General features: G+C 59.0%; 22 protein-coding genes. 11 read left to right on the top strand and 11 right to left on the bottom strand.

The genetic code is table 11. From position 1 onward, the window contains the following. Positions 1 to 11: 11 nt before the first annotated feature. The gene (locus tag BSK43_RS19180; RefSeq protein WP_077468921.1) at positions 12 to 476 is read right to left on the bottom strand and encodes an Lrp/AsnC family transcriptional regulator; all 465 of its coding nucleotides are present in this window, start codon (positions 474 to 476) and stop codon (positions 12 to 14) included. Between the two features lie 160 nt (positions 477 to 636). On the opposite strand from BSK43_RS19180, the gene BSK43_RS19175 reads away from it, so the two are divergent. The 5 genes from BSK43_RS19175 (at position 637) to BSK43_RS19155 (ending at position 4,949) form a co-directional block, all read left to right on the top strand. Then, entirely contained in the window at positions 637 to 1,356 is a 720-nt protein-coding gene (locus tag BSK43_RS19175) for an aspartate/glutamate racemase family protein (RefSeq protein WP_077468923.1), read from the top strand. 72 nt (positions 1,357 to 1,428) lie between these two features. Then, the gene (locus BSK43_RS19170; RefSeq protein ID WP_077468924.1) at positions 1,429 to 2,358 is read left to right on the top strand and encodes a helix-turn-helix domain-containing GNAT family N-acetyltransferase; all 930 of its coding nucleotides are present in this window, start codon (positions 1,429 to 1,431) and stop codon (positions 2,356 to 2,358) included. Positions 2,359 to 2,442: 84 nt separating this feature from the next. Continuing rightward, complete coding sequence (locus BSK43_RS19165; protein ID WP_077468926.1) at positions 2,443 to 2,949, top strand: GNAT family protein; 507 nt, start codon at positions 2,443 to 2,445, stop codon at positions 2,947 to 2,949. Positions 2,950 to 3,062: 113 nt separating this feature from the next. Continuing rightward, on the top strand, positions 3,063 to 3,680 hold the full coding sequence (locus BSK43_RS19160) for a TetR/AcrR family transcriptional regulator (RefSeq protein ID WP_077468928.1): 618 nt from the start codon (positions 3,063 to 3,065) through the stop codon (positions 3,678 to 3,680). A gap of 54 nt (positions 3,681 to 3,734) precedes the next feature. After that, a complete protein-coding gene (locus BSK43_RS19155) occupies positions 3,735 to 4,949 on the top strand; it encodes an MFS transporter (RefSeq protein ID WP_077468929.1) in 1,215 nt (404 codons plus the stop codon). A 530-nt stretch (positions 4,950 to 5,479) separates the two neighbouring features. Here BSK43_RS19155 and BSK43_RS19150 read toward each other — a convergent pair. After that, positions 5,480 to 6,742 (bottom strand): NAD(P)/FAD-dependent oxidoreductase, encoded by a 1,263-nt coding sequence (locus BSK43_RS19150; RefSeq protein ID WP_077468931.1) that lies wholly within the window; start codon positions 6,740 to 6,742, stop codon positions 5,480 to 5,482. An 8-nt stretch (positions 6,743 to 6,750) separates the two neighbouring features. Next, complete coding sequence (locus BSK43_RS19145; RefSeq protein ID WP_077468933.1) at positions 6,751 to 7,167, bottom strand: helix-turn-helix domain-containing protein; 417 nt, start codon at positions 7,165 to 7,167, stop codon at positions 6,751 to 6,753. A gap of 137 nt (positions 7,168 to 7,304) precedes the next feature. On the opposite strand from BSK43_RS19145, the gene BSK43_RS19140 reads away from it, so the two are divergent. Continuing rightward, positions 7,305 to 8,192, top strand: a complete 888-nt coding sequence (locus tag BSK43_RS19140) for an SDR family oxidoreductase (RefSeq protein WP_077468934.1) — start codon at positions 7,305 to 7,307, stop codon at positions 8,190 to 8,192. Positions 8,193 to 8,447: 255 nt separating this feature from the next. On the opposite strand, the gene BSK43_RS19135 is transcribed toward BSK43_RS19140, so the two are convergent. Both BSK43_RS19135 and BSK43_RS19130 read right to left on the bottom strand, forming a co-directional pair. Next, complete coding sequence (locus tag BSK43_RS19135; protein ID WP_136687106.1) at positions 8,448 to 9,152, bottom strand: hypothetical protein; 705 nt, start codon at positions 9,150 to 9,152, stop codon at positions 8,448 to 8,450. A gap of 82 nt (positions 9,153 to 9,234) precedes the next feature. Beyond that, positions 9,235 to 9,819: a glutathione binding-like protein gene (locus BSK43_RS19130; protein ID WP_077468938.1), complete on the bottom strand. Its 585-nt coding sequence runs from the start codon at positions 9,817 to 9,819 to the stop codon at positions 9,235 to 9,237. 125 nt (positions 9,820 to 9,944) lie between these two features. Here BSK43_RS19130 and BSK43_RS19125 point away from each other — a divergent pair, with 125 nt between their 5' ends. Further along, on the top strand, positions 9,945 to 10,313 hold the full coding sequence (locus tag BSK43_RS19125; protein ID WP_077468940.1) for a helix-turn-helix domain-containing protein: 369 nt from the start codon (positions 9,945 to 9,947) through the stop codon (positions 10,311 to 10,313). A gap of 35 nt (positions 10,314 to 10,348) precedes the next feature. Here the strand turns inward: BSK43_RS19125 and BSK43_RS19120 are convergent, their stop codons facing one another. Together BSK43_RS19120 and BSK43_RS19115 are read right to left on the bottom strand one after the other, a co-directional pair. Next, positions 10,349 to 11,101 carry a pyridoxine 5'-phosphate synthase gene (locus BSK43_RS19120; protein ID WP_077468942.1) on the bottom strand — a complete coding sequence of 251 codons (753 nt, stop codon included), beginning with the start codon at positions 11,099 to 11,101 and terminating at the stop codon, positions 10,349 to 10,351. A 165-nt stretch (positions 11,102 to 11,266) separates the two neighbouring features. Next, positions 11,267 to 12,394, bottom strand: a complete 1,128-nt coding sequence (locus BSK43_RS19115) for an ATP-dependent RecD-like DNA helicase (RefSeq protein WP_068398620.1) — start codon at positions 12,392 to 12,394, stop codon at positions 11,267 to 11,269. Positions 12,395 to 12,546: 152 nt separating this feature from the next. Here BSK43_RS19115 and BSK43_RS19110 point away from each other — a divergent pair, with 152 nt between their 5' ends. The 4 genes from BSK43_RS19110 to BSK43_RS19095 all read left to right on the top strand — a co-directional run bounded on the left by BSK43_RS19110 (position 12,547) and on the right by BSK43_RS19095 (position 14,620). After that, a complete protein-coding gene (locus BSK43_RS19110; RefSeq protein WP_077468944.1) occupies positions 12,547 to 12,927 on the top strand; it encodes a hypothetical protein in 381 nt (126 codons plus the stop codon). Next, positions 12,911 to 13,465, top strand: coding sequence for an RNA polymerase sigma factor (locus tag BSK43_RS19105; protein ID WP_077468945.1), 555 nt, complete (start codon positions 12,911 to 12,913; stop codon positions 13,463 to 13,465). The genes BSK43_RS19110 and BSK43_RS19105 overlap by 17 nt, the downstream gene beginning before the upstream one ends. Continuing rightward, positions 13,462 to 14,265 (top strand): anti-sigma factor, encoded by an 804-nt coding sequence (locus tag BSK43_RS19100; RefSeq protein WP_077468947.1) that lies wholly within the window; start codon positions 13,462 to 13,464, stop codon positions 14,263 to 14,265. Before BSK43_RS19105 ends, BSK43_RS19100 begins: the two co-directional genes overlap by 4 nt. A gap of 82 nt (positions 14,266 to 14,347) precedes the next feature. After that, positions 14,348 to 14,620 (top strand): hypothetical protein, encoded by a 273-nt coding sequence (locus tag BSK43_RS19095; protein ID WP_077468948.1) that lies wholly within the window; start codon positions 14,348 to 14,350, stop codon positions 14,618 to 14,620. Between the two features lie 61 nt (positions 14,621 to 14,681). Here the strand turns inward: BSK43_RS19095 and BSK43_RS19090 are convergent, their stop codons facing one another. The 4 genes from BSK43_RS19090 to nthA all read right to left on the bottom strand — a co-directional run bounded on the left by BSK43_RS19090 (position 14,682) and on the right by nthA (position 17,042). Continuing rightward, positions 14,682 to 15,266 carry a DUF4304 domain-containing protein gene (locus BSK43_RS19090; protein ID WP_077468950.1) on the bottom strand — a complete coding sequence of 195 codons (585 nt, stop codon included), beginning with the start codon at positions 15,264 to 15,266 and terminating at the stop codon, positions 14,682 to 14,684. A 120-nt stretch (positions 15,267 to 15,386) separates the two neighbouring features. Next, positions 15,387 to 15,758, bottom strand: coding sequence for a nitrile hydratase accessory protein (locus BSK43_RS19085; RefSeq protein WP_077468951.1), 372 nt, complete (start codon positions 15,756 to 15,758; stop codon positions 15,387 to 15,389). Continuing rightward, on the bottom strand, positions 15,745 to 16,404 hold the full coding sequence (gene nthB / locus BSK43_RS19080) for a nitrile hydratase subunit beta (RefSeq protein WP_077468953.1): 660 nt from the start codon (positions 16,402 to 16,404) through the stop codon (positions 15,745 to 15,747). Before nthB ends, BSK43_RS19085 begins: the two co-directional genes overlap by 14 nt. Then, positions 16,401 to 17,042: a nitrile hydratase subunit alpha gene (gene nthA / locus BSK43_RS19075; RefSeq protein WP_077468954.1), complete on the bottom strand. Its 642-nt coding sequence runs from the start codon at positions 17,040 to 17,042 to the stop codon at positions 16,401 to 16,403. The genes nthB and nthA overlap by 4 nt, the downstream gene beginning before the upstream one ends. Positions 17,043 to 17,048 lie beyond the last annotated feature (6 nt).

Genomic DNA, 17,048 nt, shown 5'->3' with positions numbered 1-17,048 from the left:
CTCTCAAATGCCTATGGCGCGTAGCTGACAGGAATGGAAGCACCGCTTTTCAGCTCCTCCATCGAGATCGACGCCGATACGTCGAACAATTCGACCCGGCGCACGAGCTGCTTGTAGATGACGTCATAATGCTCGACGCGGGGCAAGACGATCTTCAGAATATAGTCGTGATTTCCGGTGAGCCGATGCGCCTCGACGATTTCCGGGACGTCACCGATCGCCTTGCGGAAGGCCTCAATCCACTCGTCGGCATGGTGCGCCGTCTTGATCAGCGCGTAGACCGTGGTCGGCACCCCCATCTTCTCACGGTCAAGCACGACGATGCGCCTGGCGATATGGCCGCTCTCCTCCAGCCGCTGGATGCGGCGCGAGCATGCAGAGACCGACAGGGCGACGCGATCGGCAAGCTCGGTCACCGAAATGCCGGCATCGGCCTGCAAAAATTCGAGAATCTTTCGGTCACGTTCGTCCAGCATGTGCAACAATCCCCATCAGAGCGCCGTAATTTTGCACAAAATTCCGGAAATACGCAAATCGTTGCGGATTGAATTGTCAAAATCACAAAGATTGCAAACACACGGCGCGTGAATCGCAGCACTATTCCTGCATTCACATTCAAGAGCGGAGAACACCATTATGCGCACCATTGGCCTGATCGGCGGCATGAGTTTCGAAAGTTCGGCGGTCTATTATCGCCAGATCAACGAAATGGTTCGCGACCAGCTGGGCGGCCTCTCGTCCGCCGAAGTGCTGATGTATTCCGTCAATTTCGCCGAGATCGTCGCCTTGCAGAAGGCCGGTCGTTGGGATGACGCTGCCGCCCGCCTTGGTGATGTGGCACATCGCCTGCAGGTAGCCGGCGCCGAATGCGTGCTCATCTGCACCAACACCATGCACCTGATCGCGCCGGAAGTTGCCGCCCGCATCTCCGTGCCGCTCATCCACATCATCGACGAAACTGCCGCGGCGTTGAAGGCCGCCGGAAGCGTAAAGCCGCTGCTGCTCGCCACGCGCTACACCATGGAACACGGCTTTTATGCCGAACGCATGGCTGAGAGCGGTGTCTCCGTCATGGTGCCCGGTCCCGAAGACCGGACCGTGACGCACGACATCATCTTCAACGAACTCTGCGCCGGCATCATCAAGGACGAGTCGCGTCGGAAGCTGAATGCCATCATCGAGCGTGCCAAGGCTGATGGCGCCGATAGCGTCATTCTTGGCTGCACCGAGATCTGCCTCATTCTCGATCCGAATGCATTGATCCTCCCCGGCTTCGACACGACGACCATCCATGCCCAGGCAGCCGTCGATTTTGCTCTCGCCGATGAAGGTGTCCGCAGCAGTTGCGCCGCATAGATCAAGACCAAGTTACTTGACTCAGTCCAATAAATAATGGACATCGTCTCTTATACCGAGGAGACGATGTCCATGACCATTGCCGACGAATTCACGACCATTGATGCCGTCCGTAACTTCAATCGCTTCTACACCAACTTTCTCGGCGTCCTGAACAAGGCCTATCTCGACAGCCCCTATACGCTGACGGACGTGCGCGTGCTCTTCGAAGTCGGCTTTCGCGGCGGTGTCGCCGCTTCAGCATTGACCCGCGACCTGCATCTCGATCCCGCCTATCTCAGCCGTATCGTCAAACGCTTCCGCGAGGATGGCCTGATAGAGACGACGCCCGACCCGGAAGATGCGCGCAGCCAGGTCATAAAAGTCACCGACAAGGGACAGGTGCAATTCCAGGAATTTGTCCGCCGCTCCCGCGCCCAGATTGCCGGATATTTCGACCGGCTGGCCATTGGCGAGCCCGAGCGCATCGTCGAAGCGATGCGGACGATCCAGGAGACGCTCGGCGCCGACCGGAGCGCGCCTTCCCCGGCAATCATCCGCTCTCCCCGGCCTGGTGATATCGGCTGGATCGTGCAGAGCCAGGCGCGTTTCTATACCGAGGAGTTCGGCTGGGATCATCGCTTCGAGGCACTTGTCGCCGAAGTCGCCGGCAAATTCCTGTCCAGTTTCAATCCGGACAAGGAACGCTGCTGGATCGCCGAACGCAACGGCCTGAACGTCGGTTCCGCCATGATCGCAGACGGCGGCGATGGCGTCGCAAAACTCCGGCTGCTTTATGTCGACAAGACGGCACGCGGCCTCGGCCTCGGCAAGCTGCTGGTCGACGAATGCATCCGCTTCTCGCGCGACGCCGGCTATACCAAGCTTTCGCTCTGGACCAACGACATTCTAGACGCGGCGCGGGCCATCTACATCAAGGCCGGCTTCAGGCTCGTTGCGGAAGAAAAACACCGCATGTTCGGCCCGGAATTGAACGGCCAAACATGGGAGCTTGATCTGTGAGCGACGGCTGGATGCGGCGATAGACAAGGTAAGGGTTGATCCCTATCCTCGATACATCTTTGATTTGCATCGAGATATCGATCCATGACTACCAGTGCCGGTATCGCTATCCTGCCCATCGCCAGCGGGCACGTCGAGGGCTTTCACAAGGCGCTCGATATCGTCGCGCGCGAGCGCGAATATCTGACGATGCTCGAAGCATTCCCGCTGGAAGAAACACGCACTTTCGTGCTCGGCATGATCGCGAAAGGCAATCCGCAATTCGTTGCTTTGGCAGGCAGCGATGTTGTCGGCTGGTGCGATATCAGCCGCCATACTTTCCCTTCCCATGCTCACGCAGGTCACCTTGGAATGGGCATCATCCCGGCCTATCGCGGTCGGGGCCTGGGCCGCAAGCTGATCGAGACGACGCTGCAAGCCGCACGCAACGCCGGCATGGAGCGCGTGGAACTCAGCGTTCATGCCGACAATATCAGAGCGATAGCGCTTTATGAGAAGGTCGGCTTTGTCCGGGAGGGTCTCGCGCGTAGATCCGTGCGCATAGATGGGCGTTACAAGGACGCGATCCACATGGCCATCATTTTCCAATAACGGCAATAAAACAAACAACTTAACACCGACACCCGATAGCGGCGGCCGGTAATAGTTCTGTTGCAGTGCAAAATTCGCTTGATTTGGAAACGATCATTTCCTAAAAGAGTCGCATGACAACGGACACCATCGATATTGCGCCCAAACTGCGCGGCCGCCCCAGGGAATTCGACATGGACGCAGCGCTTGACGAGGCACTGCGGGTCTTTTCCGAGCGCGGCTATTACGCCGCCTCGATCAGCGAATTGACCGAGGCCATGGGCCTGACCGCAGGCAGCGTCTACAAGGCCTTCGGCGACAAGCGCGGCGTCTTCCTCGCCGCCTTCGATCGCTATCGCCATGTCCGCCAGCACATGCTGGACGACTGCATTGCTGCTGCGCCCAACGGCTATGAAAAGCTGCGCGCGCTGATGACATTCTTCGCCGGATCATCATGGGGCGACATTGGCCGCCGGGGTTGCCTTGCCGTTGGCAGCGCCACCGAGCTTGCCCTTTTTGACGATGACGTCGCCAAGCGCATCGGCGTGGCCTTCGATTTTGACGAACGGCGCATTCTCGATCTGATCCGCCTCGGACAGGAGGATGGTTCCATCCCGAAGCATGTCGACGCCGAGAGCACGGCTTGCGCGATCCTCTCCTTCACCAAAGGCATGCGGGTGGTCGGAAAGACCGGCCGCACACAAGAACACATGTTTGCCGCCTCCGAAGCGGCCATGAAACTACTGAACTGATTTTTCATTGAAATATCCGGGAGCATGCTCCCAAGCCCCCATCGAGGACAAGACATGCCTGCAACTGCTGCCGCCAGACGGGAGAGCATGCCGCTCCCGGAGAAGACTATTTCGCCACTAATGACCTTCATGTTCGCCGCCGCCTGCGGGCTGGTGGCTGCCAATATCTACTATGGTCAACCGCTCGCTGGCCCCATCAGCCAATCGCTTGGCTTCTCCCCAGCCGCGACCGGCCTGATCGTGACCCTGACACAGATCGGCTATGGCCTCGGCCTGCTCCTGATCGTGCCGCTTGGCGACCTGCTCGAGAACCGGAAGCTGGTGCTGATGCTGGTGGCGCTTGCCGCCCTCGCCCTTATCGGCGCCGCCTTCGCCTCGTCCCCGTCGCTGTTCCTGCTGGCATCGCTCTGCATCGGCCTGGCATCCGTCTCCGTCCAAGTCCTGGTGCCCTTCGCGGCCCATATGGCACCTGACGCTAGCCGTGGCGCGGTCGTCGGCAACGTCATGAGCGGCCTGCTCTGCGGCATCATGCTGGCCCGCCCGGCAGCAAGCTTTCTCTCCGAGCTTCTTTCATGGCACGCGGTCTACATCATCTCCGCTGCCATCATGATCGGCCTCGCCATCCTCCTGCGCGTCGTGCTGCCGACACGTGTGCCGCACACCAAGCTGCATTACGGCCAGTTGCTCTCTTCCATGGGCCATCTCGCCCTGAATACGCCGGTGCTGCAGCGGCGCGCACTCTATCAGGCCTGCATGTTCGCCGCCTTCAGTCTGTTCTGGACGACGACGCCCCTGCTGCTGGCGAGCCCGGCCTTCGGCCTGACGCAGAACGGCATCGCGCTCTTTGCATTGGCAGGTGCCGCCGGCGCGGTCGCCTCACCCATCGCGGGCCGGGTTGCCGATCGCGGCTGGACGAAGCTCGCCACCGCCTTCGCCATGGTGCTCGCCATTGTCGCCTTCTTTATCGGCCATGTCTCGGGCGACGGTTCGCTGCTGGCGCTGATTACGCTGACGCTCTCCGGCATCATGCTCGATTTCGGCGTGCAGACCAATCTCGTGCTCGGCCAGCGCGCCATCTTCGCGCTCAGCGCCGAGCATCGCAGCCGCCTGAACGGCCTCTATATGGCAACCTTCTTTGGCGGCGGCGCCATCGGTTCGGCACTCGGTGGCTGGGCCTATGCATCGGGCGGCTGGAACCTCGCCTCCTGGTTCGGCATCGCCTTCCCGGTGATTGCGCTGCTGGCTTTCCTGACCGAGCGCAAGCATTGATCAGGACGGCTGCGGCATAGCCAACTGCTCGCTGGTAGAATTCGCACTGTATTTCGTTAAATTTAGATATATCTAAAATACATATCGACTCTCATAAGAATGCCGATAATATCCCTCCAAGGCGATGGAGGGATATTCTTGCGTGCAATTCTGATTGTCTTACTTGCTGTAATGGCGGGCTGCCAAACCCCCGAAAAAATGGCAGCGCAAAAAGCGCGTATCGATCTCGCTGAAGATAATCAATGCAGGTCATGGGGGGCCAAACCCGGGACATCTGACTACCTGCATTGTCGCGAGAACTTGAATGCACAGGATGACGCTAGGAGGCAGGCAGCTCTTGCGTTTCTCGCAAGTCGTCAAACGGCAACACCACAACCATACTATATTCCTATGCCAGTAACGCCATCCCCCACCTACATAGCGCCTCGTCCAACGTCCTGCACTTCAATGGCGATGGGGAATATAATCAACACCAATTGCAATTGAACACACAAGACCCCTCGGCACTGAACCGAAGTACCATGATCGGGCTAGATAGTTGTTAAGTAGTTTTCGTTGACCACAGCCAGCCGCAGCCAATCGCACTCCCGCAAGCCGGCGCCATTGAACGGATCGACCAGTGTGCCGGAAACGATCGCCGCCAGGATCTGCGGTGCCGGCGGCACCTTCGCTATGGTGGCGACCAGCCGGTCGCGGATCCAGGCCAAGGCAGCCGAATCCGACTGGTAGAATGGCGTGAATGCCAGCGACAGCAGCTGGAACAGCCGCACATGCATTCGCCGCGCTCTCGCATAGGCGGAGAATGCCGCTTCAACAGTCTCGTGGCTCGCAAGCGCATGCGCCAGCGCAGCGACATCAAGCAGTGCCATATTTGCACCCTGCCCGAGCTGCGGGCTTGTAGAATGCGCCGCATCGCCGACAAAAACCGTTCGCCCGCTATAGGGTAGCTTCACAGTTCGATGGGCATAGCGCGCCAGCGTCAGCTGATCCCAATCCGTGATCTGCGCCAGCAATGGCTCACACTCCGGCCAATAGCTACGGACGGTCTGCTTCCAACGGTCGAGCCCGCGCCTGCGCACCTCGTCGGCATCGGCAACCTTCAGGCTCCAGAACAAGGCGGCCTGCTTCGGCATTTCAGGCTTTCGGCTGCCAACCGGCAAAACACCGATCATGACGCTCGCCTTGTCATAACGCTGCGTCAGCGCCGCCTGATCCACCAGACCATCGGGACAATCGAGCGTCGCCCAGAAGGCGCCATAGGTGAGATTTCGCACACGCGGCGCCGCGGGTGAAGCCGCTACCAGTTCGGATCGCGCACCACTGGCATCAATGACAAGATCATAGGGGCCAAGCCGCTCACCGCCTTCGACGCAAACATAGCTGTGATCGCCTTCTTCGATCACGGCGGCAACTTTCTGCCCTGTAAAGATCGGATGTCTTCGGGCGGAGACTTCATCATAGAGCGTATCGAACAGCGCTGCGCGATGGACGCCAAGTCCATAACGGCCGCCCGGCAGCGCGTTGTAGCGCACATCGAGAACGGTGCGGCCACGGGTGGTTTCCGTGCCGAACAAGCGATCGATACGATTGCCTGCCGCGTGGATAGCCGGACCAAGCCCGAGCGTCTCGAGCACGGTCAATCCCGTCGGCTGCAGCATCAGCGCCGAGCCGACCGCCGCAGGGCTGTCGAAACGTTCTATGATATCGGTCGTATGACCGGCGCGCGTGAGAAAGAGAGAGGCGGCGAGACCGGCAGGTCCGGCACCGACGATGGCGATCTTCAAAGGCTTCACGGCAAGGCTCAGTCCGGCGATTGATCGAAACGGACGCGTGCTGCACGCACGGCCTCATGATTGGCCTCCGCCCAGTTCAAGAGCATGGCCAGCGGTTCGTACAGCGAACGGCCGAGATTGGTCATGCTGTATTCGACGCTTGGCGGCTTGGTTGGGAAAACCTCGCGGTCGACATAGCCATCGCGCTGCAGGTCACGCAATGTCTGTGTCAGCATGCGCTGGGAAATATCCGGCACCAGACGGCGCAACTCGCCGAAGCGGTAAGGCCGCTTCGCCAATGTTTCGAGAAGCAGCACCGACCATTTGCCGCCGATCTGCGAGATCAGGTCTCGCACCGGACAATTGGAGAAATCGAGATTGCTAAGGTCGACGTCGCGCAGCGGCGGATCTATGCTGCGCAAATTGACGACGGTGCTGGCGCTCATGCCGGTTCCCTTTTGGTAACTTGGAGCCGAAAAACTGCCTCCTTTACATCCAGAAGTCAATTCCTATTCTAGAGCTAGTCTCTTTTTGAGAGCAACAAGACCCTTGCAATCCGCGGCGGTCAAACAAGGAAAAAGACATGAGCAGCACTCTTCTCGTCACCGGTGCCGCAGGCCAGCTCGGCCAGCGCGTCATTCATCACCTGCTGGAGACATATAAGGTCGCCCCCGGCCGCATCGTCGCTGCCACGCGTAGCCCCGAGAAGCTCGCCGACCTCGCCGCCAAGGGCGTCATCACCCGCAAGGCTGATTTCGACGATGCTGCCAGCCTGAGCGATGCTTTTGCCGGTGTCGACCGGTTGTTGATCATCAGCACCGACGCGCTTGCCGTTCCCGGCCTGCGCCTGAAGCAGCACACGGCTGCCGTCGAAGCTGCGAAGAAGGCCGGCGTGAAGCACATCCTCTACACCTCCATGCCGGCGCCGGAAGGTTCGCTCGTCACCTTCGCACCCGACCATCTCGGCACGGAAAACGCCATCAAGGCCAGCGGCATCGGCTATACGATCCTGCGCGACGCCTGGTATTTCGACAATTATCTCTTGGGACTGCCGCATAGCCTCGAAGTCGGCAAGTGGTACACCGCCACTGCCGGCGGCCGTACCAGCAATATCAGCCGCGAAGATTGCGCACTCGCCATTGCAGCGGCACTCGCTTCCGACACCACCGAAAATGCGACCTACACTCTGACCGGCTCCACATCGTTGACGATCGAAGACGTAGCATCCGTTGTCAGCAAGGTCACCGGTCGTCCGCTCGAAGTCGTGCAGGTCAATGACGAACAGTTCGCCGCCGGCCTCACGGGCGCCGGCCTGCCGAAATTCGTGGTCGACATGCTCGTCTCCGCCGACGCCAACACCCGCGCCGGCAATTTCGACATCCTGACGAATGATTTCAACAAGCTGACCGGCAAGGAACCACAGACGCTGCGCAGCTTCGTCGAAGAACATAAGGCCGCCTTGCTCGGCTGATTGTTCGGCTCGTCAGGCTGGTCTGACATTGCTGCAAGCCTTTGCCTGGCCCTCGCCCCAACCCTCTCCCCGCCATGCGGGGCGGGGGAAGTTTCACGCTTTGTACACAACTTCCAAACGCACCGCATCGACAAACCGGTGAAATTACACACCCCATACCACCGGCCGTTTGCCGGCGATCCTTTGGGGTGTATGCGCAATAAACGGCCATTGGGAAGCCGACGATGACTTATATCGAGGACGACGTGCTCTAGTTCAAACGGGATCTTTGATATCAGAGCCGTACGTGTAAGTGCCGTCCCACTCGATAAACGCTTTAGGCCGGACCCGCTTGAAATGGGATTTCACCGGCAACCCTGTATCATCGGATATCCAAATCTTAAAGTAGTCAACCTGCTGGTACGCTAAGTGGTCGTAATTCCAAATTTCGGTCCGGATTCCATCTATAATTTCGCTGCCGAGATGCTCGCAGTTCTCAAGATCGCTGGTTTTTGAATATTGGCGCGGCTCTATATGCCACGGTTTAGAATCTTCATGCCACCACTGCTTGGTGTCAACAAATAGGCTTGTGAAATTGATTGCCTTAACCTTATTGGTGCCGACCAAGCGAATTCGCGATGTAATATTGAATTTTTCCAACATCGCCCTGACGGGCGCACATACATCATCTGCGGCAAAAGCGGGTTTCATTGTGGCGATGGGGATGCAGATCGCAAGTACCATCATCAGAGCTACAGCGTGCTTTTTCATGAAAGTCTCTCCCAACCTGAGCGCGATTCTGGAAATACCAGAGGTCATGAAAGCTGTCACGTCGGTGACAAGAGTTACGATTGCTCGCAGCTTTGCCGTGCAATCTATCAGTTGCTGCCTTGATTGAGAATGATAACGAATATGCTGCCCGCTTTGCGCCGAAGGCGGACGAAGGTCTCGACGGATCACGCCACGCGGCCATTCGTTCACTCTCGGCTTTCCCGGCCAGATGCACCGCTATCGGGGGTGCGTCTGGCCGGGAAATGCTCAGCTCGTTCGGACTGCCGCCCGATCAGCTCAATCCCTCTTCCTTGAGCGCCCTGATCACGGATGGCATCGCCTTCATGCGATCCAGGCAGTTCTGCAGATTTTCCGGCAGTTCGACGCCGCTTCTCGGCGCGACCATCAGGACCCAGAAAAGATAGCAATCGGCAATCGTCAGCTCATTGCTCACCAGGAATGCCTTGTCGCCCATCTGATCGGCAAGGATGGCGAAGGACTTCTTGAGCTTCTCGCGGGCGCGATCCTTCTCCGGCTCTGGGAAATCCCTGAAAAAAGGGTTGTAGCTTGCATGGATCTCCGAGGACATGAAGGCGAGCGCCTCGAAGGTCCGCCACCTGAGAATGTTATCGTTGGGCAGGAGTTTGCCGCTCTGTTCCGCAATATAGGCCAGGATGACCTGGTTCTCCGTGAGGATCGTCCCGTCGTCCATCTCAAGGGTTGGGATATAACCCTTCGGATTAATCGACAGAAAATCCCGGCCATCTTCGGTCTTTTTCTCGCGGTTGATGCTGAGGAGCTTGTAGGGAAGCCCGGCCTCGATAAGCGCTATGTGATCAGCCAGGCTGCAGGCGGCGGGATAGTAGAAGAGGTTCATGGTGGTCTCCGTGGGTGGCCGTGTCTCGACATTTCTGCATCGAAGACACGGTCTACAATGTTGACCACAGCCATTTATGGGACCAGAAACTAACGGTCAAAAGCATATTTTTAGGAGCAGGTCAGATGGATGTGACCGTCAAACCCGCAGGAGCCGATTGCAAGGGGGTGAGCGAAATCCTCAGCCGCGTCGGCGACAAGTGGACGATCCAGGTGGTTGTCGTACTTCGCGCGGGCTCGCAGCGCTTCAACGGAATCAAGCGGCGTGTGGTGGGTATCTCGCAGCAAATGCTGACGAGGACGCTTAAGACACTGGAACGCGACGGCATGGTCGAGCGCACCGTTCACCACAGCACCCCGCCGCAGGTCGAATACACGCTAACGCCGCTCGGACATTCCCTGTCGGAAACCGCGCGTCATCTCGCCGATTGGGCTGCAGCCCATCGGGGAGAGATCGAAGACAACCGCCTTCATTACGACACACGTCAGCTTTGATGAAGCAGCGATCCGATGCTTACGATCGCCGCTGATTAGACCACCTGCCCGCAAGCCCGGCGGAAACGCCGCACCGTTTCGGCCATGCCATATTCCAGCGCATCGGCGGTCAGTCCATGGCCGATCGATGTTTCAGCAAGCTTCGGAATGCGCTTCACGAGCGCCGGCAGGTTGGCAACCGTCAGGTCGTGACCGGCATTGACGTCAAGGCCGTTGGCAAAGGCGGCATCGGCTGTTTTGCCGAGCGCTTCGAGAATGACGGCGGCCTTCTGCGGATCATCATAGCAACCGCCGTAGGGGCCGGTGTAGAGCTCGATGCGATCGGCGCCGACTTCCCTGGCAATCTTCACCGCGTCAACATCACCGTCGCCATCGGCAAACAGCGACACGCGGCAGCCGATCTTCTTGTATTTGGCGACGACATCGACCAGCAGCTCGCGGTTCTTGCGGAAATCCCAGCCGTGATCCGATGTCGCCTGTGTGGGATCATCGGGCACCAGCGTCACCTGCTCCGGTTCGACAGACGCACAGAGATCGAAGAACTCGTCGGACGGATAACCCTCGATATTGAACTCCGCCTCCGGAAATTCGTCATCGATCAGCGCGCGGATTTCGGGCAGATCGGAAAAGCGGACATGACGCTGGTCGGGCCGCGGATGCACCGTGAGACCGCTCGCGCCCGCCGCAAGCGCGATACGGCCAAGTCCCGTGACGCTCGGCCAGGGAAGATCACGCCGGTTGCGCAGCATAGCGATGGCGTTGAGGTTCACGGAAAGCTTGGCGGGCATGATCGAAATCCCTGATTTTCAGACCGGATGGTAGCGCCGTTTTATGCCATTATGGCCAGCAAAACCAACGAGATTCCGACATCAACCCATGCAAAACTTTGATGGGCGTTCGGCACATCGGTCACCATTCGGTGACAAATAGGCCGCAAGGCCTCAAGGGCGATGTTATCGGACGATCGTCAGCGTCTCGGCGGCGCGGGTGATAGCCGTATAAAGCCAGCGTTCACGCGTATCGCGGAACGCCCAGCTTTCATCGAACAACACGACATTGTTCCACTGCGAGCCCTGCGCCTTGTGTACTGTCAGCGCATAGCCGTAGTCGAACTCGTCGTAGCGCTTGCGCGTCGACCACGGGATCTCGCCCTCGACATCCTCGAAGGCCTGCTTCAGCAGCTTGATCTTCGCCGCACCCCGGTCCATGTCGTCATCTTCCGGCCGGATCAGCAGGTTGATGCCGGGCTTCGTCGTTTCCTTGGAAGAGGTCATCACCTGCCAGAGCGAACCGTTGAGCAGGCCCTTGGCGGGGTCATTGCGCAGGCAGACGAGCTTGTCGCCGGATTGCGGATATTCGGTCGAAAAGCCCTTGAGTTCGCGCAGGCGCTGATTGTAGCGCTTGCGGGTGCGGTTGGTACCGACCAGCACCTGGTCGGCTTCCATCACCAAGGCCTGCGTGACCTCGTTCTTCGAAATCACCTGCGCCGTCCCGTAATCGCCGTGCATGATCTCCTTGCCCTCACGCACATGCATAGCGAGCTGGATGATCGGGTTGTCACGGGCCTGGCGGTGAATATCGGTCAGCAGATAGTCGGGCTCCTGATCGGTGAAGAAGCCACCGCCCGAGATCGGCGGCAACTGGCCGGGGTCGCCAAGCACGAGGATCGGCGTGCCGAAACTCATCAAATCCTTGCCGAGTGCCTCATCGACCATCGAGCATTCGTCGACGATGATCAGCGCGGCCTTCGCAACCGGGCTCTGCCGGTTGATCGTGAACATCGGCGCGATCGACGTCTTGCCCGTTTCCTCGTCCTCGACGGATTCTTCGCCGCGCGGACGGTAGATCAGCGAATGGATTGTCTTGGCGTTGCTGGCTCCGCGCGAACGCAGCACCTGCGCTGCCTTGCCGGTAAAGGCCGCAAACAGGACTTCGCCATCGACATGCTCGGCAAAATGCCGCGCAAGCGTCGTCTTGCCCGTGCCGGCATAGCCGAACAGGCGAAACAGCGGGGAGCGCCCTTCCTTCAGCCATTTGGCAACGGCCTTGAGCGCTTCATCTTGTTGTGGCGCAAATTGCATCGGTCGACTTGGCAGGATTCGGTCTCCGGACGCAAGCCGTAAAAAACATGCCCGCGGCCGGGAATAAAATAAGAACGGAGCGTGTCTCACATCCGGCAGCGCAGAATGCGAGGCCTGGACGGATATGCGTCCATCACCCGAGGAGAGATATCATGAAGACCGTGACATTCCTGGCGGCGCTTGCCGCCGCATCCGCCTTTGCCACAGTCGCCTTCGCCGCTGCGCCGGTGAAGACAGTCGACAGCGCCAAGGGCAAGGTCCTTGCCGGCGAAAACGGCATGACGCTTTACACCTTCAAGAACGACAAGTCGGGTGAATCCAATTGCAACGGCGATTGCGCCAAAGCCTGGCCGCCGTTGATGGCCGATGACAAAGCCAAGGCGGAAGGTGCATATTCCATCATCACCCGCAAGGACGGGATGAAACAGTGGGCAAAGGACGGCATGCCGCTCTATTTCTTCGTTAAGGATGCAAAGTCCGGCGATGTCGCCGGCGATGGCTTTAAGGACGTCTGGAATGCCGCACGGCCCTGACAGGACCGGAAAGGGCGCGGCGACATCCCCGTCCGCGCCCGATAGTTTCGAGGCGGAGGTGTTGACGCTCCTCCCCTCGCTGCGACGTTATTCGCGCAGTCTCACGCGCTCCGATGCCGACGGCGAAGACCTGCTGCAGGACTGTGTGGAAAAGGTGTTGACGCGACGCGACCAGTGGCGCGGGCTGAACCTGCGCGGCTGGGTTCTCACCATCATGACCAATATCTATCGCAACGGATTGCGCCAGCAAGGCAACCGCAGCTTCGTCGATATCGACGACAATAATCATCTGCCTGCGACCGAAACGGATAATGACCCGCTGGAACGCTCGCGGCTGGAGATAGCCCTCAATAGCCTGAGCGAGGAGTATCGCGCAGTGCTGATGCTCGTCGTCGTCGAAGGCTACAGCTATCAGGACGTCGCTGACATGCTGGATATCCCGATCGGCACCGTCATGTCGCGCCTGTCTCGCGCGCGCCAGAAGATGACCAGCCTGATGAGCGCCGACAATGTCATTACGCTTCGGAGGCCAAAATGACCGAACGCAACCCCACCGTGACCGAAGCGGATCTCCAAGCCTTTGCCGACGGCCAGCTGCCGCCGGAAAGACAGGCGCAGATGGAGGCATGGCTTGCCGAAAATCCGAAAGACGCCGCCACCGTCGCCGCATGGCAGACCCAGAGCGATGGCATCAAGGCCCTGTTCGCTCCCTATGGGATCTCCAGGGAGGATGATCCAGATCTGATCGCAAGAAGCAGAAGAGCTCTGCCTGAAGAGAAGGCGGCGCCACATAAATTTCGCCGGCTAATTATGTTTGCTGCCTCGCTGACGCTCTTCCTCGCCGGCGCCGTGGCCGGCCATTTCGGCCCGGATCTGTTTGCGAGACCCGAATTGCAATTGACCGCCATGGAAGCCTGGCCACAACAGGCCCACTCCGCCTTCATCGTCTATGCGAGCGAGGTGCGACATCCAGTCGAAGTCGGCGCGGATCAGGAAGCGCATCTCGCCACATGGCTCGGCAAACGCATGAATGTTGCCGGCCTCAAGGTGCCGAGCCTGCAGGTACTTGGTTTCCAGCTGGTGGGCGGCAGACTGCTACCGATCAACGGCACGCCGGGCGCCATGTTCATGTATGAAAATGCCAGCGGCCAACGGCTGACTGTGCTTGTCGGCCACAATACCGCAAACACGACGACCAGCTTCCGTTTCGCCAGCAACGGTGACGTCGAGACCTTCTACTGGATCGATGGCAGCCTCGGTTACACCGTGACCGGCGAAATCTCCCGCGAGATGCTTCAGCGGGTTGCGGACGAATGCTACAAGCAATTCTCGTCCTAGGCACAACCAAGTCATTCTATTGAAGTCTGAATTGTTTGCTATTCAATCGTAAGGGCCATCTGTCATGCGAATATCGGAGAATATGCTGGCGCTGGTCGACAGGCTTTTCCAAGCTCAAGCAACATGGCCGGAACTTACCAAACAGATAAGGGCTCAATCAGGGGTGGATTTATTTACAGCCCAGAAGATCGCGCTTTCTCATCAAGGTTGGCGGCGATTATGCAACCAGCGCATCAATCGTGATAGCGATTGCCGAAAGCAAGCGATCGGCCACATCAAACATTATGGTCCAAATTCGCTGATCACATTGTCAATAAATGAAACCCTCGCCATTGACGAGCCTCCGGCGGATTAACCGTGAGGGAGGAATGCGACCAGCAGTCCTCATCCTACGAATCGTCGCGGCGTTATGAGCTTCAGAGCGCGATGCCATTCTTGATCGCCCAGGCAGTAAAGTGCGCTTTGGCCGCGGGCCTGCCCTCTATTGCCACTCTCAACCGCCGGGTTGCTTCCTCCTTGTCACCGGCAAGCAAAACTGCGCTTGCCGACAGCACAGACGGACTATCCCGGAGGGCGACAGCGACATGCGACAAGTCGCGATGAGACTCGAGCCACGGCATGCCGAAGGACCTCATCTTTTCCACAAGATCATCGGAGACCAAATTCAGGTTCGAGCCTGCTTCAATTGTCCACCAATGGTCGCGGCCATACGCGAGGGTCCCCAGTCTTTCGCGTACCGTCGAATCCATTTCTCTCGGCTTTCCGCTGATCGGGGTCTGCCCTGCAAGAGAGGCAACCGCCGCGAAATAAATGCCGAGATTGACCGTAAACTTTCCACTTTCACCGAAATTCCCGCTGCTCGCCTGTACGTTGACGATCAACCAGTTTTCACCATCGGCCCGATGCCAATTGCGTCCGGATTTTCTAAATCCGTGTGCCTTCAGCAGATCCGCAAATCCAAGTTTGATAACCTCGTCGATGCTGTGGGCAATGTCACTCATGCAATCTCTCTCAAATATCTTTCGCCGATGAAACGGATCGAGGATTTCAGGGACAAGCCGTATCACCGCATCTTAGCATTCCCTCTTGGCGGCGCCACAATCCATGCGCTCGCACTTTCGTCAGCGCTGCGGATCGTTTTCCAAGACGATCGGCTTGCCGTGCGGCGTAGCCTTCGCCGCGCGCTGCCAGCTTCTTTGCAGATCAGCAATCACATCCGCATCCGCGATACCTTTGGCCACCAGCAGGCCGCAAAGCGCCGCCACCCAGCAGTCGAAATAATCGCTGCCGTCTGCAGCGCGACCCGGTTTGTGCAGCTCGACCGAAAGCCGTTCTGCCCATTCGCTCCACGCAAACACGCCTTTCTCATGCAGATGCACGGTCATGGCGAAGGCTTCGGCAGCCCAAGGCTCCGGAAAAACCGGTTCGCCATCAGCAGATTTCGGTAGCTCCGGTGACTGCGCCAGCGGCGAAGCGACCTCACACGCGCTCAAGATAGCTCTCCCAGGCGTCGATGGAGATCGTCAGCGAGGGATCGGCGCCCTCACCCCAGATTTCCAGACCGTCGAAGACGACTGTATAAACCCATTGCGGATTCTCGCCACGGCCATGGGCATTATCATCCGGAAAGACAAAGGAGCCCTGCACCGCCTCGACAACACCGGTCTTGGCGCGAGCATATCGCGGTAGCCTCGTATGGCCGGTCGGGTTGAAATTCTTCGTGCGCACGCGATCGCTGACGGCAAAAAGTGGCGCCGTATCGACGGGCCGATCGCAAGGACCACCCTTGGCGAGCACGGCATCGACCATATCCGCCTTTAGAACCCGATTCGGCGCTCTTCCCTGCTGGAGGGAATGGCCGGTTCGCAGCTCCTCGGCCGTGGCAAAGCCATGCCGCTCCAGTAGTGTATCGATGCCTCTCGTCCAGATTTCGTAGTAGCTGGCGGCGAGATAGTCTGATGGCGGAATGTTTTCCCGCGCGTGCCGGCTCTCGTCGATGTTCCATGCACCGAAGGCACCGCAAGAGAGCGTGATGCCGAGCGCGCGCTTTTCCCATTCGGCATGGAAATACGGTTCGTTCTGTTCCGGTGCGACCGGACCGAAGCCCATCTGCCCGCCGAGATCGTGCGGCCCGTTCATAGCTCCGCCTCCGGGGATCTCGCGAGCGCCGTTCCGATCATCGCATCGCGGCTGACGAGATCGGCCAAATCAGCCTCGTCCAGATCTTCAGAACCGGCAGGCCGTTGCGGGATGACCAGATAACGTAGCTCCGCCGTCGAATCCCAGACACGGACTTTGGTTTCCTGTGCCAGTACCAGACCAAACTCGGCCAGCACCCCACGTGGATCAATCACGGCGCGCGAACGATAGGCCGGCGCCTTGTACCAGACGGGCGGCAGCCCGAGCACGGACCACGGATAGCAGGAGCAAAGCGTGCAGACGACCAGATTATGGGTATCCGGCGTATTGAACACCGCGCGCATATGCTCGCCCTGTCGGCCAGTGAAACCGAGGCTCGCGATAGCAGCCGTCGCATCGTGCCGCAGCCAGTCGGCAAAGGCGGGGTCGCTCCAGGCTTTTGCCACCACCTGCGCCCCGTTGCGCGGCCCGACCTTCGTCTCGTAGGTTTCGACGATCCGGTCGATCGCAGCCGGATCGATCAACCCCTTTTCCGTCAGCAGCGTCTCCAGCGCCTTCACGCGCGCCTGCATGTCGGAATAGCTGTTGTCGTGGTCATGATGATGGTGGTCATCATCATCGGGATGCTCATGGGACATGGCTGC

Origin of the sequence: Rhizobium sp. P44RR-XXIV, from assembly GCF_001999485.2 — a bacterium.
Lineage (GTDB): Bacteria > Pseudomonadota > Alphaproteobacteria > Rhizobiales > Rhizobiaceae > Rhizobium.
The sequence above is the reverse complement of the archived record's forward strand: the minus strand, read 5'-3'. Positions and strand labels throughout refer to the sequence as shown.